Origin of the sequence: Desulfosporosinus fructosivorans (assembly GCF_004766045.1) — a bacterium.
In the GTDB taxonomy this organism is placed as follows: Bacteria; Bacillota; Desulfitobacteriia; order Desulfitobacteriales; family Desulfitobacteriaceae; genus Desulfosporosinus; species Desulfosporosinus fructosivorans.
This window is the reverse complement of sequence record NZ_SPQQ01000007.1, coordinates 37,931-60,916: the sequence shown is the minus strand read 5'-3', so window position 1 is coordinate 60,916 and position 22,986 is coordinate 37,931. Positions and strand designations below refer to the sequence as shown.

Genomic DNA, 22,986 nt, shown 5'->3' with positions numbered 1-22,986 from the left:
ATTTTTTTTTGGATATGCATGAAATAATTAGCTCCTTTATAATAATTCCTAATTGTGGGTATACTTGACAAATCTGAGTTCCTAGTACAATGGATTCCAAACAAACATAATTGAGATGGGGGGACATTTTGTGAAATATTATATTACAACTCCAATTTTCTATCCAAACTCAAGCCCGCATATCGGCACGGCTTATACAACGGTTGCAGCTGATGCGCTTGCCCGTTATCATAGATTACTAGGGGATGAAGTGTACTTCTTGACAGGTACGGATGAAAACGCACAGAAAATTGTTCGTACCGCGGAATCAAATCACGTAGATCCTAGAACTTATGTTGATGGCGTGGTAAAACGCTTTAAGGAATTGTGGAAAGCATTAGATATTTCTTATGATGACTTTATTCGAACGACAGAGGAACGTCATCAAAACGTTGTTCAACAAATTTTTACGAAGCTATACGAAAAAGGAGATATCTATAAATCTGAGTATTCGGGATGGTATTGTACCCCTTGTGAAACCTTTTGGTTGGAAAATAAATTAGTTGAAGGTAAATGTCCTAATGTGGATTGTGGAAGAGACGTGGAACTACTCAAGGAAGAAAGCTATTTTTTCCGTCTTTCGAAATATCAAGATGCCTTACTTAAACATCTCGCAGAGCATCTAGAATTCATCCAACCGGTTTCCCGTCGCAATGAAATGCTGCGCTTTATTGAAAGTGGCTTAGAGGATCTTTGTGTTTCGCGAACGACATTTCAGTGGGGGATTAAGGTGCCTTTTGATCCAAAGCATGTTGTTTACGTATGGCTAGATGCTCTCATTAATTACATTTCAGCGCTTGGTTACCCAGACGGGGAAAATTATAAACGGTATTGGCCTGCTGATGTACACATTATGGGAAAAGATATTGTGCGTTTTCACGCTGTGATTTGGCCGATTATTCTGATGGCTTTGGATATTCCTCTACCTAAAGTTATCTACGGACATGGTTGGTATTTGACCAAAGATGGAGGAAAGATTTCAAAGTCCCGAGGAAATGTTCAGGATTCCTTCGAGTTGATTCAAAGATATGGCTCAGATGCCATTCGATATTTCTTATTGCGTGAAATGCAAGTGGGAACGGATGGAACGTATTCTGAAGATAATGTGGTCGAACGCCTAAACAGTGATCTAGCTAATGATTTTGGAAATTTCGTATCTCGGAGTTTAGCAATGGTTGTTAAGTACCGCAATGGAATTGTTCCTTGTCCAGGGCAAGATGGTGCGCAGGAACGAGAAGTGAAAGCGTTAAGTCATGAGGTCAAAAAAGCTGTCGAAAAAAGGTTTGAAGCTTGCGACCCCGCTGGTGCACTTGAAGAAATTTGGCGCTTTGTGTCACGTTGTAATAAGTATGTCGATGAAACAGCCCCTTGGGTTCTCGCTAAGCACGAGGAAGAGCAGGAGCATTTAGATACTGTTCTCTATACTTTCATGGAGTGTATACGTGTTATGGCAATTTTGACTGCCCCTTTTATGCCGGGATTACCACCTAGAATTTGCGCGCTTTTAGGTCTTGATGAAGGCATCATCCGTTGGGAAGAAGCGGATCAATGGGGTATTCTGAAACACGGGCTAAAAGTCGAAAAGGGAGAACAGCTTTTCCCAAGAATTGATATTTCGCAATATGCGACAGCAGAGGAGACGAAAACAGTGGAACTCGGTCAAACCCAAGATCAAACTATATCTAAAGCGCAAGATCAAGATCAAAAAGAATTAACCGAACCACCTGCACTATGTTCAGAATTTGAGCCAATCAAGGAAGAAATCAGCATCGAAGATTTTGCCAAACTGGATTTGCGGGTTGCTAAGATCTTAAGTGCCGAGAAAGTAGAAAAGACGGATAAGCTTATGAAGTTAGAAGTTGAAGTGGCAGGAGTTGTGCGTACTGTGGTCTCTGGCATTGCTAAACACTATGCTCCAGAGGATCTTGTGAATCAATATGTTGTTCTGGTTGCTAATTTGAAGCCTACCAAGCTGAGGGGAATCATGTCCCAAGGGATGATATTGGCAGCCTCGCAGGGGGAAGTATTGGAAGTTCTTATGGTCAACAAAGACCTTCCTGGAGGGGCGCTGGTCAAATGATTTGGGATACACATGCTCATTTAGATGATCCTGGCTATGCAGAGGACTTCCATGAAATCGTTGCACGAATGCAGTCATCCGGAATTTCTCGGGTGACGAATGTCGGATATGATCTCCCTTCTTCTGAACGATCTGTTAAGTTGGCACAAGACTACGATTTTATCTATGCTGCAATCGGCATACACCCGCACAATGCTGAAGGGGCCACAGATGAAACCTGGGCTAAGTTGCTCCTCTTGGCAAAACAACCGAAAGTATTGGCCTGGGGAGAAATTGGGTTGGACTATTATCGTGACCTTTCTCCACGCTCGATTCAAAAAGAAGTATTTATACAACAGATAGAATTAGCGAATGATGTTGGCTTACCGATCGTCATTCATAATCGTGATGCGCATCAGGATGTTTTAGAGATTGTAAAAGCCCATCGTCCGAAGTTTGGAGGGGTATTCCACTGCTTTTCTGGGTCTTGGGAAATGGCTAAGGTTCTATTGAGCCTAGGGTTCTATCTTTCTTTTGCTGGGCCGGTGACCTATAAAAACGCTCGGCATACAGTTGAGGTTGCAATCCATGCCCCGATGGATCGTATCCTCGTAGAGACTGATTCCCCATATTTAACCCCTGAACCGCGGCGTGGAAAGCGTAATGAACCGACTTATGTCCGAGAAATTGTTAAGAAACTTGCTGAGATTAAAAATTTGTCCTTTGAAGACGTTGCTTCTCAAACCATGCGTAATGCAGAAACAATTTTTAATACTAGGTAGGATAATTTGTTAATAGGACCTCCGAGAAATCGGTAGGTTCTTTTTTTTGAGATCCTTCATAGATTTTGTTAAGGGGGGATAAAATGTATTCGCTACCGATTAGTACTTATTCAGACTATTGGCGTGCCACCAAAGTGTGGAGCTCATATTTAGGTGGGTTGGCAGTATTTGCTGCTGGTACGCGTTATTCAGTTATAGACGTACCACATATAACGGCAACGATGCAACCCACATTTCAACAGACCACACAATCATTGAATACAAATGAATTAGGGACTGAAGTAAGTTTTTCAAACCTAAGCCTAAGGCAGAGAGTATCTAGCCAAGGCACAGTTAGCCGAGGCGTATCCACCCAGAGTGAAATTAGCCGCAGTGTATCCATCCAAGAGGAATCAAATTCAGGTGTAACGAGTCAAGGAATATCCAGTCAAAATGTTGAAAGGATATCTAGTAAAATTGAAATAGTAGACAAAGAAATTCCTTTCGACACGCAATATGTAGAGTCGGATAAACTTCTGCCGGGAAAGAGAGAAATCCAGGAAAAGGGGGAAAACGGGATTTTGCGTCAGGTTGTAAAGACGTTTGAGGTCAATGGACAAATCAGCGATCAGCAAGTACATTCCTCTATTGAATTCAAAAGTCCTAAGACTGAAGTGATTCATCAGAACTCTAAACCAGTTCCGAAGAAAAAAGTGATTATTGAAAATCCCAAACCAGCTGCAAAAGAACCCCTTGAATTGGCTAAAATGAATGTTAGATTAACCTTAAATGTTGAATCGACAGCTTATACATATACCGGAAATAAAACAGCTACAGGCGTAGAGCCGAGAGAAGGCTTGATCGCGGTTGATCCTAAGGTCATTGCAATGGGGAGTAAAGTATATGTCGAAGGGTATGGGTATGCTATAGCGGCAGATACAGGTGGAGCAATACGTGGAAATAAAATTGATGTGTTCTTCCCAACCCTCCGTCAGTGCATGGACTGGGGGAGGAAATCTGTTCATATTTATGTATTAGAACCCAATTAATGTAAATTGTTTTGACAACTGACTACTAATCTATTAAAATGAGGTTGCTAGACCATATTATATATTTGGAGGGATTCAATGTTTCAGTTAACTCGAACTCAGGTTTTGGCCTTAGTTCGGAAGTCTCATAAAGCTCAGATTATTGTTTTTGCATGTGCAGTATTACTCATTGCAACGGTGACAATTGCCTACAATGCCAAAACAATTGAGGCTCATATTGACGGACAAACCGTACACGTTACCACGATCTACGGGACGGTGGGTGAGGCACTTGCTCATTCGAACTTAAAATCATACCCGGAGGATATTGTAAACCCATCTCGCGATACCTTGGTCACCAAGGGATTAAAGGTAGAAGTAACGAGGAGTATACCAGTTCATCTTTTGGTTGATGATCAAACGTTTATGACACGAACACCGGCGAAAACAGTTGGAGAAGCGCTTGTTGATTTATCAGAGCGTTACGGACTTCAGATAAAAGACGTGGATGAAGTAAGTACCTTACGAACAGCAGCTGTGACAGATCAAATGGAAATTAAGGTGCGACGGGCTATCCCCATTTTGGTTCGTGCTGATGGTAAGGTGATAGATACCTATATAGCGCCACGAACCGTCGCTGACGCACTCACCAAACTAGGTATCGTCTTGGGAATTAAAGATAAGGTTTCGCTGCCCTTAGACCATATGCTAGTGCCTAGTGAGCAGGTCCAGGTGGTTAGAGTTGAGGAACGAGTTGATACCGTAAAAAGTGAGATTCCATTTCAGAATGTTACACAGCCGGCAGATTATCCCGTTGGATTACCCGACAAAATTGTCAGTCGAGGCTCGAAGGGTCTTCAAGAGCAAACGGTTAAACTGACGTTCGAAGATGGAAAAGAGGTTGATCGAGAAATACTTGGTCAGCGAGTACTTACCCCACCAACCAATGAAGTGATTTCTCGAGGGGCACAAACTTCAATTTCCCGGGGTGGGACAACGATTAATTTTAAGCGAGCTTATGTGATGAGAGCGACAGCTTATTGTATACCGGGAGGGACAACGAAAACAGGAGCGTCCGTTCGTTGGGGGGTTATTGCCGTTGATCCCTCAGTAATCCGTCTCGGGGAGAATGTGTATGTTGAGGGTTATGGACAGGCACGCGCTTTAGATACTGGAGGCGCAATAAAAGGGAACCGCATCGACTTATATATGAATTCGACAGAGGCAGCATTATCATATGGTGTCAGGAACGTTATGGTATATGTTCAGTAACTAGTTTAACTAAAAACCCCACATTAATACCAACAAGCCTTCGCATATTTAGCGGAGGCTTGTTGTACTAAACTAACGTTTAAGTACTATCATGAAAGTTAAGTGCCTTCAGGCGACCGCCAGCGCCTATGGCTTGGCGCTGGCCCTAAGTTTCCTTTATCCTCCAAGAAGTATAACTTTATTCATCCTCACATACTCTTTAATTGAAACCATGAAACGGAGGAGTATTGGATGGGTAAATATGTGGGGACACCGGGAAATAAAAAGGCGATATTACTTGTCCTGGGTGTTATGAGTATGCTGGTGGTCTCTGTTCTTTGGCAGGGGTCGACCGCTGTAGTTAGCCATTATGAGAAGGGCCATGTAGTGATGCTTGATCCGGGGCATGGGGGATACGACCCAGGGGCAACTACAAAGCAGGGCGTTTATGAAAAATCTATTAATCTCCAGATTGCACAAAAGGTAAAGGAAATGCTTGGACCGAGCGGAATTGGAGTTTTTCTTACACGGGAAGAAGATATTGATTATGTACCTGAGGGGGTTAAAGGAAAAACATCAAAAAAACAGATTGACTTAAATCGCCGTATTGAGATGGCGAAGGAGGCTAATGCAGATATTTTTGTTAGCCTCCATGTTAATGCAACGGCAAGTGGACTGGAATCTGGTTCAGAGACGTTTTATCATTATCAGTCTGAAGCTGGTAAAAGGTTAGCTGAATTAATTCAACAAGAAGTGATTAAAATACCAGGAATGAATCGTAGAATTGCAAAACCTGGGGATTTTTACATTATTAAGAATACAAGTATGCCCTCCGTGATTGTAGAAGTGGGTTATCTATCGAGCTTAAAGGAACAAAAGAAACTACAGCAATCTTGGTACCAAGAACAATTAGCGCGCGCGATTGCCAAAGGAATTGCAAATTTTTTCATCTAAGGATGTTTTTAAGATAGGTAATGATAAAGGGCACGATGTATCGTGTCTTTTTTATATTTAATCCCTAAATAGGATAAATATAACGATTATTATTATTATACATAACGCTCTTTGAAGCGGGGAAAATAAAGTCAGTTATTGAAACTAGATTAAGGAGTTGAAGCGTGCATGAAAAGGTTTCTGACTTTTATGATGAGCAGTGCCCTGATTTTGGGACTTACCTTGACAGGTTGCAATGTACCGTCTCCTGTTCCACAAAACCCAGAGCAAACCTCGCAAGATAAAAAACCGCCGGAGGCTGAAGCTGGTGCAACACGAGATTCCGTATTGGGGTCTGAGAAACGAGTGGTTATGGGATTCTATACTGATCAAGAAGGACCTGTGCCAGGCTCGAAAGAAACGATGCAAAAAAATAATAAACTACTTGATGAAGTTGCGTTTTTCTGGTACGCCTTTGATGCAACCGGTAAAGTTGTTCCAAGTGGTAAAGTTGATCTGAAAATTAAAGAAGCGGCCCAAAAGAATGGCAGTAAAGCGTATGCTTTAGTGCATAACATGAATTTAACTGGGTCAGTCGGCTTTGATGCAAATTTAGCTCATCGGGTTTTATCTAACTCTGAAATTAGAGCTAATTTAGTGACAAATCTAGTCAACCTCACGACGAAAGATGGTTGGGACGGCATTTCAGTGGATATTGAAAAGACGCCTCCTGGAGATCGAAATAACTTTTCTGCTTTTGTCGCTGAACTTGGTAAAGCGTTAAAGGCCAAAGACAAAATCTTGAACATTTCAATTCCGGCTAAATTTGTGGATTACCCTTCTGATCTGTGGTCAGGTGCTTATGATTATGCGGCAATTGGAAAGGCTGCTGACCAAATTATTCTTATGACATATGATGAACATGGATTGGGTACAACTCAAGGGCCCGTTGCCTCTGAAGGATGGGTAGAACGTGTTATAAAGTTTGCTGTGGGGAAAATACCTAAAGAAAAGATTGTAATGGGTCTCCCTGTTTATTCCTTTGACTGGGGATCTAACAAACCGACTTTACCAGATTACCTTTCGTATACTCAAACAGTTGAGCGGGCCAAAAAGCATGGTGTAGAGATCATTCTCGATCCAAGTGCAAAAGTTCCACAGTTTATCTATACGGCAAACGGAGTTCGACACGAGGTGTATTTTGAGAATATCGCTAGTTTGAGGGCGAAAATGGATAGCGCGCTCAAACACAAGTTGCACGGTGTTGCCATTTGGCGTTTAGGGATGGAGGATCCTGCAATCTGGGATCAGCTTATAAAAACGTATGGAACAAATAAAGAAACGAAAGAAAAGAAATAACAATGTAGGCATGTTCCCCTACTTGTTCATAAATTTTCACGTAAGGGCACGATTATTCGTGCCCTTATCTAAATAATTTGAGTCTTTTCAAATTCTCGGTTAAGATATAGGAGTTAGAAGCGGAGGAATATTGGATGATAAAGGAACTTATTGTTGTAGAAGGAAAAAACGACGCACATGCGGTACGCCTTGCCCTCGGGGAAGTCGATATCATTTGGACGGAAGGTTACGGTCTTACCAAGAAAAAGTTGGAGTACATTGCAGAAATGGCGAATCGTCAAGGGGTGATTGTTTTTACGGATCCTGATACTGTGGGTGAGCAGATACGCAATCGTATCCGGGCGCAGGTACCTCAGGCGAAACACGTTTACTTAACCCGGAAAGCAGCTACCAAACAAGGGGATATTGGAGTAGAGAATGCATCAGTACACGAAATTTGTGTCGCCTTTGCACATATTCAACAAGAACAGGAAACTCTTGTTGAGAAGTTTACGATAGAGGATTTATTGACAGTGGGGCTTATGGGGACGATTCGGGCGAGTGAATATAGGTTAGCACTTGGGAGCAAGCTAGGGATAGGGGATACTAATGCAAAACAATTCCTTCATCGATTAAACCGTTTTGGGATATCTCGCGAGTTATTTTTTCAAGCGGTAGAGGAGGTTAAGCATGGAGAGCGCAGCTGAATACACGCAACGGCTTGTAAAAAATGGGGCACGCGCTCATAAATCAATGGGACAAGTTTTTCTTATGAGTGATGAAGTTATCGACCGCATTGTTTCAGCCAGTACGTTAGAGCCTGATGTCCCACTCGTTGAGATCGGGCCGGGTCTGGGTGTGTTAACCCGGATCCTTGCCCCAAGGGTTCATAAGATGTGGGCGGTTGAATTGGATAACCATAAAATTGGAATTTTAAACAAAGAACTGAGTGGACAATCTATAGAGATTGTCAATCAAGATGCTCTAAAACTAGACCTGTCTGAACTATGGGGAGAGAAGAAAGGGTATTTAGTAGGAAATCTGCCCTACTATATTACAAGCCCACTGATCATGCATTTTCTGGAGCAAGCAGATCGATTAAGTGGGATGACAATTATGGTGCAAAAAGAAGTTGCTGACAGGATTGCGGCCCCACCGGGAAGTAAAACATACGGCATTTTATCCATTGCGGTCCAGATTTCAGCCCAAGTCACAAAAGTGATGGATGTTTTGCCTAGTGCATTTTGGCCTGCGCCAAAAGTAACCTCGGCCGTGATTCGATTAGACCTTCGACCATACCCTGGTTTCAACGTGGATACAAAGAGTTTCTTCCGAGTGGTTAAAGCGGCATTCAGTCAGCGTAGAAAGACTTTGGGAAACTCTCTAACTGGGGGCTTAGGGCTGAAAAAAGAAGAAGTTATCGAACGCATGCAAGGGGCAGGGATCGCGGATGGGCGTCGAGCAGAATCGCTAAGTATTGAAGAATTTCAGGTACTTACAAAAGCCTTTCAATAAAGAAATGAGAAGTCTCAACAGCCAATTTACTTGGCAGTTGAGACTTCTTTCACGGAGACGAGGAGCGCGCGGGGTGAGAAGGAACAAGGGGGTTGGTTCTTTAGTCTGGCCAGACAAGGTGGCGGTTCTTTTGTCTGACTTAAGGTAAGACAGAAGAACCGTCCCCCTGTCTCGTGGCTCCCCTCTGGTTCGAGCCTGTTTTATTATTATTTTAAAGAATTATTATTTTAGGCATAAAATTTGAGAAATTTCCGAACGATAAGGAGGCCTAAACATATAATTAACGGAAGCAAGCGTTGAGAGTTAGGACGTTCGGTGTTAACGGAGGGTGAGCCTAGGTTGGAAAAAGCAAGCAAGAAGCGCTTTCTCAAATGGTCGAATATTATAGCGACGATAGCAACGACAGTGTTAGCACTAACGGCACTAATTACGGTCTATTTAACAGTAGCTGCATGGAAAGCACAACAGGAGACAGCGCGACCGTATTTCATCTTAAGAGAGTCACCTATAGTTAATCTGGGTACTGAACTTAGTTTTGAGTTAAAATTTACCAATGTGGGAATGCATCCAGCGAATGATCTATCCAGCGAGACGATTGTTTTCGATGATCGTTTAACAGGAAAGCCGATTCTTTATGATGAATCAGCGATAGTAAACGAAATTCCCAAGGATGCCTCATCAAGCCTAGTTATGACCGTACCTAGTGATGAGATTTATCCCAAACAATTTAATATTAACCCTCATTATGTTGTCGTAGACTTACAGTATACAGATCCTATCTTGAAGAAATCATACAATCAACAGATTTACTTGAAGTGGACAGGGGTGCAGGAAGAAAAATTGCAACCGACTGTGCACGTTAAGGTGGAGGAAAAGGGAAAGATAGAGGATTATTTAAAGAATAGTGGTATTGATCTAAAGAAGGATTCGGTGACAAATGGTTAAAAGGGCAGGAATTAGGATTCCTGCCCTTTTAACTATTTGCATATTATTCTAGCAAAACGATCTCACTTGTTATTTCCCCTTAACTTTGAAAGTGCTCTAAAGTTTTCCTAGATAGGGCTAGAGGAAGATCCAGGAATGATGACATGTTGTTCAAAAAACATATCTTCTGAATTTAGAGCCTGCTCCCAGCGCTGAAGAAGATCAAAACGCCTTTCGAGGTGGTAACCTATCAATTTGTGTTTGCCTATGGATCTAGTTGGAGTTTCATTTTGAATTAGTGATAGTCCCATTAGGCAATCCCCAATAATGGTTTCAGCAATCAAACGAGCATGGCGCCGATGCTTTCTTGGAGAGTGAAGTGATTCATGAGGGATGGATGTGGCTACTTTGATAATTAGATCGATTTTCTTTGCCCAGTACAAGGTAAGTGGGGGAATTGCAATCGCTTCGAGAGGAAGTGCGTGCATTGCACGTTGGGAAAGCGCATGAGGTCCATGTGTGGGAGTTGCAAGACCTAGACTTTTGAAGAGATCAAGTTCGCGGTTTAACCTAGAACGGAATTTTAGAACGAGATTGGCAAGTTTATGGCGATGAGGAATGTAGGGATAACAATTTGTTAAGGCGACATCGATCCCTGATTCAACCGAAGATAGGAGAGTAAGGAGATTTTGATAGATATCTCCGGACATATCTCCATCGACAAAGAGTAACCCCTTGGCTCCTATGTGACGTGCATAGAGTGCTCCGATTGCTCGTGGTATATCGATACCTAAGGGGTCAGAAAAATACAGGATATGAAGTCGAGTATCTGGGATTGAGCGAGCAAGTTTAAATGTTTGGTCTGTGCAACCATTGATAACCAAAATGATGTACCTGACAGGCAGGCGTAGAATGGTGGTCAAAGTTGCCAAGATACTTTTTTCTTCATTTTTGGCTGGTATGACTACCGCGAACATCTTTGAGCACCTCCGTTTAATCATTACTTGTTATACTATATGCCGTTTGATTAAGTTCGACATAGTATATAGCAATTCGGGGTTCGTAGTTCGATATTCCTAGTTCGAACAACGAACAACGAATATCGAACCACGAAAAGGAGGTTTGGCTATGTTTCATGTCGGCGATATTGTGGCACGGTTCTCACATCAAGAGGATATTTTCTTTCATGTTGATCAGATACATGTAAATCTAGCAGGCGAAGCTAAGGCCATACTCAAAGGGCTTAATTTAAGGCTACTAGCTGATGCACCAATTTCTGACCTTATTGCGAAGAGTCCAGTTGAAGTCGCCAACTATGAGCGTGAGGATAATAAGATGATTTATCAGAAATTGAATAAATTGACTAGCCAAAGAAAAGTTGATTTAGATGATAAAAGTGACTTCTTTGAGATTCCGGGACGGGTGTTACAAGTTGATGGTGACCAGGATTATTTAAGTCAATGTATTAAAACGTATAAGCAAATGGGAATCCAAGCCAAGGGGATTTGTAAATCCGAGATTGAACAACCAAAAGTTATCCGAAAAATTTTACAAGAGAATCCGACAGACATTTTGGTGTTAACCGGACATGACGCTTTCATAAGAGGGAAAAAAGATTTTCATAGTATGGACAGTTACCGCAGCTCGCGCTATTTTGTGGAGTCTGTTCTGGAAGCCCGACGGTTTCAGCATGATAGGGATACGTTGGTGATCTTTGCAGGAGCTTGTCAGTCTAACTATGAAGCTATTCTGTCAGCAGGGGCAAATTTCGCTTCATCTCCCAAACGCATGCTGATCCATGCTTTTGACCCCGTTTTTGTTGTGGAAAGAATTGCGTTTACCCCTATGGATCAAATAGTTTCAGTGAAGGATATTCTTATGCATACGATTACGGGGACGGATGGGGTTGGAGGGATCGAGACGCGAGGCCAGATGCGGAAGGGGTACCCCAGGAGTCCTTACTAGTAGGGGCGATTCATGAATCGTCTAGATTAACGGGGCTGTGCTAAAACTTGTTTGTGTTGTTTTCACATCTCCACTTTTGCTTCTATATTCATCAAAAAGCATCCTCACTCCACTTTGATAGTGAAATGGGACGCTTTTTGATTGTTGTAACCACTTAGAATTTTGGAGACTGAGCTTTCACACAGCCCCGGGACGGTTCTCTTGTGCGTGTTAAAAGGACCGGGCCCCTCAACACGAACAAGGACCGTCCCTAAACACGTTATCGTTGAATGATCACGGGTGTTCCAATTTCGATTTGCTGGAATAGGCTTTCGGCGTCGTGGTTATGCATGCGGATACATCCTTTGGATACGGCTTGACCAATGCTTGCGGGATTATTTGTTCCGTGAATCCCATAACCTTGGATAGAAAGTCCCATCCAGCGACTACCAAAGACACCGCCTGGATATACTGTTTTCGTGGCAATGGTGTAGTGACCGGTGGGGGTGGGAGTTGCTCCTTTACCAACTGCGATTGGATAATGACGGATCAATCGGTTTCCTTCATAAAGCTCAAGTTTACGGCTAGAGGTATGGATGAAGATTGAATGGTAGGGCACTGAGCTATGCCTCCTTTACTATGATAATTAGTTTCTATCTCATGGTATGTGCGCTATTCCTGAATGTTCTTTGCAAAATTTAACCAAACTAAACGGATTGGAGGGATCATTTTTGGCCGAACATGTCGAAGGGAAGCTGCTTATTATCGGTGGAGCAGAGGATAAAAAGGGAGAGTGTAAAATTCTTAAGCGTTTTGTTCAGGAGTCAGGGGGGCGGGAAAGTCGTATTACGGTCTTGACGGCTGCAACTGAATATCCACGCCAAGTAGGGGTTGAGTACCATGCTCTGTTTTTAGAGTTAGGAGCTCAAGAGGTACAGGTCCTGGATGTCTCAGACCGTACCCAGGCTAATACCCAAGGAATTGGGAAGCAATTTGAAAAATCAACGGGGGTATTTTTTACTGGAGGTGACCAACTAAGGATTACTGGTTTGCTAGGGGGTACGTTACTTGGTCGGATGCTCCAACAGCTTTACGAACAAGGGGTCATTATTGCTGGAACGAGCGCGGGGGCCTCGGTTATGTCGGATACCATGATCGTCGGAGGGGAAGCAGGAACAGCAAAGAAAAATACCTTAACAATGGCACCAGGATTGGGATTACTTCGCTCGGTTGTGATCGATCAACACTTCGCTCAACGAGGGAGAATTGGCCGACTATTATCGGCAATCTCTCAAAATCCATATGTTTTAGGTGTTGGAATTGACGAAGATACAGCGATTTTAGTTCAGTCTGATGCGCGGTTTTCGGTGGTGGGAAGTAATACTGTTACCGTCGTCGATGCATCTCCCTCAACCACAACCAACGTTTCGGAAACAACTCCTGGCCAAGCACTGGTTTTAAGTCCGATTTCGATGCATGTGCTTTCTGAAGGCTATGGTTTTGATCTAAAGCGTCGGGTATCTCTACTTTAGTCATATTTATGGTCGGAATAGAGAATATCATAAGAAAAAAAGGTTAAAACTAGGGGAGTATATTATCCATTGTTACTGAAGGGGGAACAACATCATCATGGAGATTAGAGAAATCCAAGCAATCGAAGGGGCTAATGCTTACAGCCATCGGCCAATTATTCGTGCGATTGTGGATCTCCAAGAATGGACAGAACGATTTAGTAATGAATTGGGAGATTTCCGGCTGCGCCTCGTGGAAAGTTTACCGACATTGGCTGACCATTATTGTTCGCGAGGTAAACGTGGTGGCTTCCTCGAGCGGTTACAAGAGGGTACCCTTATTGGTCACGTCATTGAACATGTGACCATAGATCTTTTAACACAAGCTGGACAATCCATTAAATATGGTAAAACTATGGCCATTTTAGAAGAGCCGGGTTGCTATGAAATTATTTTTAATTACGAAAACAAAGAAGGAGCCGTTGAGGGTTTTAAACAGGCTTTCTGTTGTGTAAAAGCCCTTTTGGAAAGGGAACCCTTTGATGTTGCGCAAGCTGTAAATCGAATTCTTAAGGTGACGGCGGACTACAAATTGGGGGTTTCAACCCAAGTGATTGTTGAAGCATGTCAAGAACGTGGAATCCCAGTACATCGTCTCAATGAGGGTAGTTTATTGCAATTAGGGTATGGGCGTTATCAAAGACGTATCCAGGCGACTATCACGGGTGCAACCTCAAGTATCGGGGTTGACATTGCTTGTGATAAAGAAATGACCAAGAAGATATTGAGCGATGGAGGGGTTCCCGTACCGTGGGGACATATTGTTAGTACAGAGGAAGAAGCAGTGGTAGCATTTCGTGATATGGAAACTGCTGTTGTGATCAAGCCCTTGCATGGGAACCAGGGAAAAGGAGTTACTCTCCAAATAAGGAACGAAGCAGAAGTTAGGGCTGCGTTCAAGGTTGCCCAGACTTATGGCGATTGGGTCATTGTCGAAGAATATATTGAGGGCCTGCATTATCGCCTAGTTGTGGTTGGCGGACGTTTAATTGCTGCCGCAAAACGAATTCCCGCTCATGTAATCGGGGATGGCTTATTAACAATTTCGGAGTTAGTGGGTCAAACCAATGAGAATCCATTGCGGGGCGAGGATCATGAGAAGGCTTTAACTAAACTAAGAATTGATCCTGTGGTACTTTTAACACTCACGCAAAAGGGATTAACGCTATCATCCGTTCCTGAACAAGGAGAAATAGTATATTTGCGTGACAGTGCCAATTTGAGTACTGGGGGAATCGCTGAGGATGTGACGGATCATGTGCATCCAGATAATGTAGATTTAGTAGTCTATGCCTCAAAACTAATTGGCTTGGATGTTGCTGGGATTGATTTAGTGATTGAAGATATTGAAGCATCCTACCGCCATAAAAATGGACATATTATCGAAGTCAATGCTGCGCCGGGTATTCGCATGCACCATTTTCCCAGCGTGGGTAAAGCAAGGAATGTGGGTAAAGCGATCGTGGAGCAAGCGCTTCCTTCTGGAAATGGAAGAATACCCATCATTGCGATTACCGGAACGAATGGGAAAACAACCACGACCCGCATGATTAATAAACTACTAACAGATCAACAGCTTCTAGTAGGTATGTCTTCAACGGATGGAATTTATATAAATCAAAAATTATGGGTTAAAGGGGATATGACCGGACCGGAGAGTGCTAGGACTGTTTTAAGACATCCTGATGTACAGGTTGCGGTTCTAGAAACAGCACGTGGCGGGATTCTGAGAGCAGGTTTAGGGTATGAATATGCGGATGTAGCGATTGTTACAAATGTTTCTGATGACCATCTGGGCCAGTATGGCATTGAGACACTTGAAGATATTGCCCATGTAAAGAGTTTGGTCGCAGAGGTTGTCAAGCCGCATAGTTATGTTGTGCTGAATGCTGATGACCCTCTTGTCGTGCAAATGGCAATGCGGACTAAGGGACGAGTAATTTATTTTAGCACTGAAAAAGATAATATTTGGGTTCGTAAACATTTGGGGAAAGGTGGCACAGCTGTTTTTGTGCGGCGGGGCATGATTTTGCTTTGTCAAGGTTCAAGTTGTTGTCGGATCTGCTCAGTGAAACAGATTCCTGTGACTTGGAATGGATTGGCCAAGCATAATATTTATAATGTCTTAGCGTCGGTAGCAGCAGGGTGGGCCTTGGGGTTAAGTGCTGTAGCAATCCGGAATTCATTGCAAAGCTTTTCATCAGATGCGGAGCACAACCGCGGGCGGCTAAATCTTTATGAGTTGAACGGAGTGCATGTTTTTGTTGACTATGGCCATAATGCCGCTGGAATTCGAGAAGTTGCCAAAACACTAAAACAGTTTAAATCCGGTTCCCTTGTGGGCTGTATCACGGTGCCCGGTGATCGGCCTGATACGTTGGTACGTGAAGTGGGGCGTATTGCAGCCCTTGGTTTTGAACGTCTAATTATTAGAGAAGACTCTGATTTACGCGGTCGTCTTCCAGGGGAAATTGCGCAACTTCTCTATGATGAAGCAGTGCGAAGTGGCATGCATCCAAATAAAATTGAGGTCGTTCTTACGGAAATAGAGGCCTTTAGGAGAGGTTTGGATAGTTGTGTACCGGGGGACACTTTCGTAATGTTCTATGAACATATTGAACCAATCGAAGAAGAGATCCACCTGCGTTTGGAATTAGAAAAGGCGCTTTCCTCTGAATCAGCGCAGATTGAATGGGCTGTTGGTGGAGAATTTTAGACTATTTTGGGACGAGGATTATCTTCGTCTCTTTTAAATCAGTACTTTTTCAAAGATAAGTGCTGGAACTCCACCCAAAAAATATGTATAATAAAAAGAAATGCATTCGTAATGTTCGGAAAGGGCAGTGTAAATGGAACAATCTTTTCTAACAACGTTCGCCTACGCCAAGATTAATCTGGCTTTAGCAATCCACGGAATTCGGGAAGATGGATATCATGAACTACAAAGTGTCATGCAATCGATCGCCTTACACGATATTGTCCGGGTTCGGCGTCATGGTGAGAAGGTTGTATGTCGGTGTGGAGCATTAAGTGGTCCGGGAAATATAGCGTATAAGGCAACGATGTTGTTTCTCGAACAACTTGGCCGATTCGAAGGACTAGAAATTGAGATTGTAAAAAATATTCCCGTACAGGCCGGACTAGCTGGAGGGAGCACGGATGCAGCGGCAACGCTTCGTTTATTAAATCAACTTTACGGGGAACCTTTAGGTAGGGAAGCACTTTTAACGTTGGCGAGAAAATGTGGTGCAGATGTCGCCTTCTGTCTGAATGGTGGAACTATGTGGGCAACCGGACGGGGAGAGCGGCTTGAAGCATTGCCCACAGCTCCCGAACTGGATCTTGTCTTGACCAAACCGTTTTCTGGAGTGAATACTAGGGAAGCTTACCGACGATTTGATTTAGTTGGGCAGAGTGGGTATCTGACGAAAACTGATTGGGAAAAGGCTTTAGCACAGAAGACGAAGCAGCAGATTGTTGACTTGCTTTATAATGATTTAGAGCCAGTCTCGGCCCAAATGGTTCCAGAAATTTTGGTGCTTAAGCAACATTTACTCGAATTAGATTGTTATGGGGCCTTAATGTCTGGAAGCGGTTCTTGTGTATTCGGGATTGCGCAAGGAAAACAACATGCCATAGAAGTCGCGGCACGGTTGAGAAAAAAAGGCTTTAAAAACGTTTGGGTTACGAGAACAGTGGATGAAATAGGATAAAGGAGAGAAACCTATGGAAAAGCGATTACTACCGGTTATACTAGACGGGTATAAACCCCTGCGAGAGATTGTTTTTGAGTCTATGCGCGAGGCGATCCTGAGTGGGACTCTTGAGCCAGGGGAACGATTGATGGAAATACAATTAGCCGAAGAAATGGGGGTTAGCCGAACCCCAGTACGTGAAGCAATCCGAAAACTAGAACTTGAAAATTTCGTCGTCATGATTCCGCGTAAAGGAGCGTATGTTGCTGGCGTTTCGTTGAAAGATGTCGCGGATGTTTTTGAGATCCGTTCTGCGCTAGAAGGACTGGCAGCAGGACTTGCGGCTGAACGTATTACGGATGATGAATTGGAACAAATGGAACGGGCTTTATTTTATGGAGCTAGAGAAGGTGAGTTAGACTTAGAGCAACATGTGAAGTCTGACACTGATTTCCATGCCTTAGTCTATAAAGCAAGCCGCAATGAACGGCTGATTCAAATTTTAGCAAATTTACGTGAACAGATTCAACGTTTCAGGACAACTTCACTTGCCGTTCCAGGGCGGATGAAAATTGCTATTGATGAACACAGGATGATTGTTGAGGCCTTGAGAAATCATGATAGCGAGGAAGCACAATCCTTGGCCATAGCACACATTGTTACGGCTGAGAATGTAATGTTTGGAACGCTGAGTGTAAAGAATGATCCGGATAAGGTGGATTAATAAGCGTGGAGAAGATGAAAAGAGCAGAACGGATGGTGGCCATCACCCAAGTGTTGATGTTAAAACCGAATGTCCTGACTCCGTTATCCTTATTTGCAGAACGGTTTGGTACGGCCAAGTCCACAATCAGTGAGGATTTAATGGCTGTCAAAGAGAGCTTTATCCTATCAGGGCAGGGTCACATTGAAACAGTTTCTGGAGCCTCAGGTGGGGTGAGATATATTCCAGAAATAGCACCTGAAGAAGCAAAGCAATTCCTAAGCAGGCTTTCTGAACTTCTGAGCAACAAAGAACGAATTCTCACGGGTGGTTTTCTGTATATGACTGATTTACTGTTTGATCCCTCCGTTTTACGTCCACTAGGCCTTATTTTTGCAAGTGCTTTCAGAGATAAATTGCCTGATGTTGTTGTCACTATAGAAACTAAAGGAATTCCACTTGCCCTTGTAACTGCAGAGGCCTTAGGTTTGCCCATGGTGGTCATTCGAACTGGAAATAAAGTGACAGAGGGTTCTTCGGTAAGCATTAATTATGTTTCTGGATCATCTCGGCGTATTCAAACCATGTCACTTTCACGAAGAGCGTTAGAGCCCAAGCGACGTGTCCTTGTTATTGACGATTTTATGAAGGCGGGTGGAACCGCTCTTGGGATTAGAAATTTGATGACTGAATTCGAAGCAGACGTCGTGGGAATTGGGGTATTGGTGGAGGCCCGGATGACAGAAGAACCCAAACTTGTTGAAGGGTATTTATCTCTTTTACAGCTAAAAGAACTGGATTTTTATACAGGTAAGACCTCAGTTGTTCCTGTGGTTAGCTATTAAGACTTTTTACTAGCTAAGTTTTCGATACTTTCACGAAATTTTCTTGGATTTAAAGCAGGATTTTTTTACCATACAGAGAATATCATTATGGACAAGCCTGGAGCACAGTTGAAGGGTGGTGATTCATAATGAATATTACCGATGTGCGGGTTCGGAAGATTAACACGGAAGGAAAGATGAAGGCAGTGGTCTCTGTGACGTTTGATGATGCTTTTGTCGTCCATGATGTTAAAGTTGTTGAAGGTATGAATGGGATTTTTGTAGCCATGCCCAGCCGAAAAACACCTGAAGGAGAATTTCGTGATATCGCCCACCCCATTTCTGCTGCAGCACGAGAAGTAATCCAGTCGGCTGTCTTAAAAGCATATCAAGAAGCCATATAGTCACAATTATAGTCGTTATCAGAAATGGAAAGGGGACCTTGTAGATAGGTCTCCTTTTTCAATAGTATATTAAACTTTAGGGCTAAAGAAGGATTTTTAACCTAATTTGACGAATGAATTACTTTTGGAATGTAAAAAGAGTTAGAAGGTTAGACTAAAGCTGGAGGCGGATTAGACATGCATAATTTGTTAGCGGTGATCATGGCTGCGGGTAAAGGGACAAGAATGAAATCAAAGCTGCCAAAAGTCATGCACTTATTAGCAGGCAAAACGCTCATTGAACATGTCTTAGACAGTGTAACCCAAGTTGGGATTGAACGTCCCTTGGTTATTGTCGGACATGGACGAGAGGAAATTGAGACCCGCATTTCAGAACGTGCAGAGCTCGTTGTTCAAACTGAACAATTAGGAACCGGACATGCAGTAATGCAAGCTCTTCCTTATTTGGATGGCGCTAAGACCATTTTAATTTTAAGCGGGGATCAACCACTGCTTAAAGCCGAGACACTAAAAAAACTTATTGAGCTACACGAAGTTCAAGGGGTTAGCGCGACGGTATTAACAGCTTTTATGGAACAACCGTTTGGCTACGGCCGAGTTATTAAAAATGGTGAATTCGTTGCTAAAATTGCGGAAGAAAAAGATGCCTCAGTTGATCAACGACAAATCAAAGAGGTTAACACGGGGACGTATTGTTTTAAGGGGTCCGTACTTAAGGAAGCACTGGCAAAAATCACAACTCAAAATGCGCAGGGAGAATATTATCTAACAGAAGTCTTTGATGTTCTGATAAAAAATGGAGAGAAGGTGCTAGCGTATTGTACCCCAGATTCCAATGAAGCACTGGGCATTAATAGCCGGGCACAATTAGCTCAGGCCGAAGGAATTTTGCGAGAGCGAATTCTTGATCATTGGATGTCTGAAGGGGTTACGCTTGTGGATCCTGCTTCAACATTTATTGAGGCGGAGGTAAAGCTTTCTCGGGACGTCACAATTTTACCCTTTACCCGCTTAATGGGCAAAACGCTGATTGAAGAGGATGCTGTTATTGGACCTCAGACTAGTTTGGAGAATTGTACGGTAGGCTGTGGCTCGGAAGTGACCTACACTGTGGCCAAAGATACGGTGATTGGCGAACGTTGTCACATTGGTCCGTTTGCCTATTTACGACCGGGTACAAAACTAGAAGCGGAAGTAAAAGTAGGGGATTTTGTTGAAATAAAAAATAGTTATGTTGAAATGGGAGCAAAAATACCCCATTTGAGTTATATTGGAGATACACACGTGGGAAGATCCGCGAATATTGGAGCAGGTACAATCACTTGTAACTATGACGGGGTCAACAAGCATCCTACTAAAATCGGCGATTATGCCTTCATCGGCAGTAATACAAACTTGGTTGCTCCGGTTGAAGTTGGAGAATATGCTGTTACAGGTGCGGGTTCTACTATTACGAAGAATGTTCCGGCAAGGGCCTTGGCCGTTGAGCGGAGCCCGCAGGTAACTAAGGAACATTGGCATAAGCAAAAAGATGAAATAGGGGGCTAAAAGACCCATGGCAGCAAAAGAATTTAAAATTTTCTGTGGGAACGCCAATCGTCCTTTGGCACAGGAAATTGTAGACTATCTCGGAGTTCCGCTTGGTGAAGCCAAAATCCAACGTTTTGGAGACGGAGAAATCTGTCTGGCCATTGATGAAAGCGTACGAGGTGCGGATATTTATGTTGTTCAACCCACCTGCTATCCAACTAATGACAACATCATGGAATTGCTGATTATGATTGATGCAATGCGTCGTGCTTCTGCGCGCCGTATTACTGCAGTTATGCCATATTATGGATATGCCCGTCAAGAACGCAAGTCAAGAGCACGTGATCCGATCACGGCTAAATTAATGGCGAATTTGATTACTACAGCAGGGGCAGATCGTGTCGTAACCATGGACTTACACGCTCCAGCTATTCAAGGCTTCTTTGACATTCCATTGGACCACTTGCCTGGGGTCCCGATTTTGGCTGAGTATTTTCAGGAGAAGGGGCTCGATAATCTCTGTGTCGTATCTCCAGACTTAGGTGGAGTTACGAGAGCTCGTAATTTGGCTGAACGTATTGGTGCCTCACTTGCTATTATCGATAAACGGCGGCCAGAACCCAATGTTTCTGAGATTATGAATGTTATTGGTGAACTAAAGGGTAAAACCGTTATCATGATCGACGATATTATTGATACTGCTGGAACAATTACACAGGGTGCTTATGCTCTGGTCGAACGGGGTGCTAAGGATGTTTATGCGTGCTGTACCCATCCAGTTTTATCAGGGCCTGCTATAGAACGTCTGCAAAACTCCGTTATTCGTGAACTCGTTGTCACGAATACAATTCCCATAGAGAAAATGATTCCCCAAATTAAGGTGTTGTCTGTTGCTCCGCTTCTGGGTGAAGCCATAGTTCGCATTCACGAAGATCTCTCCGTCAGTAAACTCTTTAGTTAAAAGACCCCTGGGGTATTACCCCAGGGGTTCTTTAGGTATGGGTATTTCAGAAATAGTTTGGTTGACCGGTGGGATAGGGTCTGATTCAGGGAAGATGACCAGTTCCTTATCTGAATCAGGGGGAGAAACTGTTCTAACTTTATCTTTTTTGAAGTAGCTACTGATGGTGTGGGTTGTTTCTGAGGCCAGATTTGACGTTGAGTGCATGAGCTTTTTAAAGGATTCACTGAGTCCTTTGTCCGCGACGGTTAGAGTGTTTTCACTATCTTTTTGTGAAATGATCACATCGTGGCCAATGGTTGTAATGTATTCTGCAGAGATCCACGCTTTACCGCTCAAGAAGCCTTCGATTTTACCGCCTGAAATTTCTATGTGGGTGATTTTACCTGTTTCTGGGTCGACATAATATTCTTCGGCGATTCCAAGTGTTTTACCTGTTTCTGTGACCATCTTTGTCCCTATGATGGTCAATTTTTCTTTGACTAGATCTAATAATTCAGGAAGACTTGAGGTTTTTTCGACGTGAGACTCCTTGTCAATGGTGATCGCGTCTTCGCCAACACTGACAACTTTGGAATAGGGTATAATGCGCTGATCCTTGAAAAAACCCTTCCGGTCTACTACAATGGCAGCTAAAGCCTTGGCACTGGCATCAAGAATTAAGCTTTTTACGTAACCAATTTGTTGCCCTTCCTGGAGGGAAATGATAGGTAATGATAAATATTTTCTACTGGGCTTCATATTGTTCACCTCCTTATCCACTTAAGAATCCCACTTCTATGAGCGGGTGTTCCATGTTGTCTTTAGCCGAACGGTACACTGGCGAAGATAGTTGATTATACTTAAAGATGTATTCAGTTAAGCGGTTGAATATGCTATGGAGGAGATTAGTTTGAAGGTTATTGTCGGTCTTGGTAACCCCGGGCCTCAATATGCAGAGACGCGCCATAATATTGGATTTTTATTGGTGGACTTGCTAGCAGAGGAGTATAAGCTTCAATTCCGTGCGAAGTTCCAAGGATTATGGACGGAGGGAAAAGTGGAAGGGGAGCGATTATTGCTCTTAAAACCACAAACGTTTATGAATTTGAGCGGCCGTGCAGTTAGAGAGATTACCAATTTTTATAAAATTACCGGCAGTGATTTACTGATTGTACATGATGACATGGATTTGTCGCTAGGAAAGATTCGTCTTCGTGATCAGGGAAGTGCGGGGGGGCATAACGGGATTAAATCCATTCTAGCTGAATTAGGAACGGAAAAGTTCTGGCGGTTAAAATTGGGTGTAGGTCGTCCGCCTAGAGAATACGACCCTGCACGTTATGTCCTTTCTCCCTTTGCTGATGAGGAGTCGATGCAGTTAGATGAGGTATTAGGACGGGCAGAAAAGGCAACGAACTTATGGATTAAAGGGGAAACTGATCGGGCCATGAATTTATATCATCGTTAATAAAGGAGTATAACCTTCATTGCTAGGGGCAATTCTACTAGCTAGGGGGTGAATTT

22 protein-coding genes are annotated in these 22,986 nt (G+C 43.1%); 19 read left to right on the top strand and 3 right to left on the bottom strand.

The features are described from left to right. The first annotated feature begins 130 nt into the window (after positions 1-130). The 9 genes from metG to E4K67_RS18750 all read left to right on the top strand — a co-directional run bounded on the left by metG (position 131) and on the right by E4K67_RS18750 (position 9,869). Complete coding sequence (metG, locus tag E4K67_RS18790; protein ID WP_135549548.1) at positions 131-2,119, top strand: methionine--tRNA ligase; 1,989 nt, start codon at positions 131-133, stop codon at positions 2,117-2,119. Next, complete coding sequence (locus tag E4K67_RS18785; RefSeq protein ID WP_135549546.1) at positions 2,116-2,880, top strand: TatD family hydrolase; 765 nt, start codon at positions 2,116-2,118, stop codon at positions 2,878-2,880. Before metG ends, E4K67_RS18785 begins: the two co-directional genes overlap by 4 nt. 83 nt (positions 2,881-2,963) lie before the next feature. Beyond that, complete coding sequence (locus E4K67_RS18780) at positions 2,964-3,908, top strand: 3D domain-containing protein (RefSeq protein WP_135549544.1); 945 nt, start codon at positions 2,964-2,966, stop codon at positions 3,906-3,908. Positions 3,909-3,986: 78 nt separating this feature from the next. After that, the gene (locus E4K67_RS18775) at positions 3,987-5,159 is read left to right on the top strand and encodes a 3D domain-containing protein (RefSeq protein WP_135549542.1); all 1,173 of its coding nucleotides are present in this window, start codon (positions 3,987-3,989) and stop codon (positions 5,157-5,159) included. Between the two features lie 231 nt (positions 5,160-5,390). Then, a complete protein-coding gene (locus E4K67_RS18770) occupies positions 5,391-6,092 on the top strand; it encodes an N-acetylmuramoyl-L-alanine amidase family protein (RefSeq protein WP_135549540.1) in 702 nt (233 codons plus the stop codon). A 168-nt stretch (positions 6,093-6,260) separates the two neighbouring features. Further along, complete coding sequence (locus E4K67_RS18765; protein WP_135549538.1) at positions 6,261-7,430, top strand: glycosyl hydrolase family 18 protein; 1,170 nt, start codon at positions 6,261-6,263, stop codon at positions 7,428-7,430. A 134-nt stretch (positions 7,431-7,564) separates the two neighbouring features. Continuing rightward, positions 7,565-8,116, top strand: coding sequence for a ribonuclease M5 (rnmV, locus tag E4K67_RS18760; protein ID WP_135549536.1), 552 nt, complete (start codon positions 7,565-7,567; stop codon positions 8,114-8,116). After that, complete coding sequence (gene rsmA / locus E4K67_RS18755) at positions 8,100-8,924, top strand: 16S rRNA (adenine(1518)-N(6)/adenine(1519)-N(6))-dimethyltransferase RsmA (protein WP_135549534.1); 825 nt, start codon at positions 8,100-8,102, stop codon at positions 8,922-8,924. The genes rnmV and rsmA overlap by 17 nt, the downstream gene beginning before the upstream one ends. 339 nt (positions 8,925-9,263) lie before the next feature. Then, the gene (locus E4K67_RS18750; protein ID WP_135549532.1) at positions 9,264-9,869 is read left to right on the top strand and encodes a hypothetical protein; all 606 of its coding nucleotides are present in this window, start codon (positions 9,264-9,266) and stop codon (positions 9,867-9,869) included. 107 nt (positions 9,870-9,976) lie between these two features. Here E4K67_RS18750 and E4K67_RS18745 read toward each other — a convergent pair whose 3' ends face one another. Further along, positions 9,977-10,825 carry a glycosyltransferase family 2 protein gene (locus tag E4K67_RS18745; RefSeq protein WP_135549530.1) on the bottom strand — a complete coding sequence of 283 codons (849 nt, stop codon included), beginning with the start codon at positions 10,823-10,825 and terminating at the stop codon, positions 9,977-9,979. Between the two features lie 151 nt (positions 10,826-10,976). Between E4K67_RS18745 and yabG the strand changes: the two genes are divergently transcribed. After that, positions 10,977-11,813: a sporulation peptidase YabG gene (gene yabG / locus E4K67_RS18740; RefSeq protein ID WP_135549527.1), complete on the top strand. Its 837-nt coding sequence runs from the start codon at positions 10,977-10,979 to the stop codon at positions 11,811-11,813. A 259-nt stretch (positions 11,814-12,072) separates the two neighbouring features. Here yabG and E4K67_RS18735 read toward each other — a convergent pair whose 3' ends face one another. After that, on the bottom strand, positions 12,073-12,411 hold the full coding sequence (locus E4K67_RS18735) for a L,D-transpeptidase (protein ID WP_135549525.1): 339 nt from the start codon (positions 12,409-12,411) through the stop codon (positions 12,073-12,075). Between the two features lie 112 nt (positions 12,412-12,523). On the opposite strand from E4K67_RS18735, the gene E4K67_RS18730 reads away from it, so the two are divergent. From E4K67_RS18730 to E4K67_RS18695, 8 genes are all read left to right on the top strand, one after another. Then, entirely contained in the window at positions 12,524-13,324 is an 801-nt protein-coding gene (locus E4K67_RS18730; RefSeq protein ID WP_135549522.1) for a cyanophycinase, read from the top strand. Between the two features lie 97 nt (positions 13,325-13,421). After that, positions 13,422-16,079, top strand: coding sequence for a cyanophycin synthetase (gene cphA / locus E4K67_RS18725; protein WP_135549519.1), 2,658 nt, complete (start codon positions 13,422-13,424; stop codon positions 16,077-16,079). A gap of 133 nt (positions 16,080-16,212) precedes the next feature. Further along, positions 16,213-17,076 (top strand): 4-(cytidine 5'-diphospho)-2-C-methyl-D-erythritol kinase, encoded by an 864-nt coding sequence (gene ispE, locus E4K67_RS18720; protein WP_135549516.1) that lies wholly within the window; start codon positions 16,213-16,215, stop codon positions 17,074-17,076. A 13-nt stretch (positions 17,077-17,089) separates the two neighbouring features. Further along, on the top strand, positions 17,090-17,782 hold the full coding sequence (locus tag E4K67_RS18715; RefSeq protein ID WP_135549514.1) for a GntR family transcriptional regulator: 693 nt from the start codon (positions 17,090-17,092) through the stop codon (positions 17,780-17,782). Positions 17,783-17,787: 5 nt separating this feature from the next. Next, the gene (gene purR / locus E4K67_RS18710) at positions 17,788-18,606 is read left to right on the top strand and encodes a pur operon repressor (RefSeq protein WP_135549511.1); all 819 of its coding nucleotides are present in this window, start codon (positions 17,788-17,790) and stop codon (positions 18,604-18,606) included. A 128-nt stretch (positions 18,607-18,734) separates the two neighbouring features. After that, entirely contained in the window at positions 18,735-18,989 is a 255-nt protein-coding gene (gene spoVG / locus E4K67_RS18705) for a septation regulator SpoVG (RefSeq protein ID WP_135549508.1), read from the top strand. A 177-nt stretch (positions 18,990-19,166) separates the two neighbouring features. After that, positions 19,167-20,537, top strand: coding sequence for a bifunctional UDP-N-acetylglucosamine diphosphorylase/glucosamine-1-phosphate N-acetyltransferase GlmU (glmU, locus tag E4K67_RS18700; protein WP_135549505.1), 1,371 nt, complete (start codon positions 19,167-19,169; stop codon positions 20,535-20,537). Between the two features lie 7 nt (positions 20,538-20,544). After that, complete coding sequence (locus E4K67_RS18695; RefSeq protein ID WP_135549502.1) at positions 20,545-21,480, top strand: ribose-phosphate diphosphokinase; 936 nt, start codon at positions 20,545-20,547, stop codon at positions 21,478-21,480. Positions 21,481-21,495: 15 nt separating this feature from the next. On the opposite strand, the gene E4K67_RS18690 is transcribed toward E4K67_RS18695, so the two are convergent. Further along, a complete protein-coding gene (locus tag E4K67_RS18690) occupies positions 21,496-22,221 on the bottom strand; it encodes a PRC-barrel domain-containing protein (protein ID WP_135549500.1) in 726 nt (241 codons plus the stop codon). Between the two features lie 151 nt (positions 22,222-22,372). Between E4K67_RS18690 and pth the strand changes: the two genes are divergently transcribed. Then, on the top strand, positions 22,373-22,930 hold the full coding sequence (gene pth / locus E4K67_RS18685; protein WP_135549497.1) for an aminoacyl-tRNA hydrolase: 558 nt from the start codon (positions 22,373-22,375) through the stop codon (positions 22,928-22,930). Positions 22,931-22,986 lie beyond the last annotated feature (56 nt).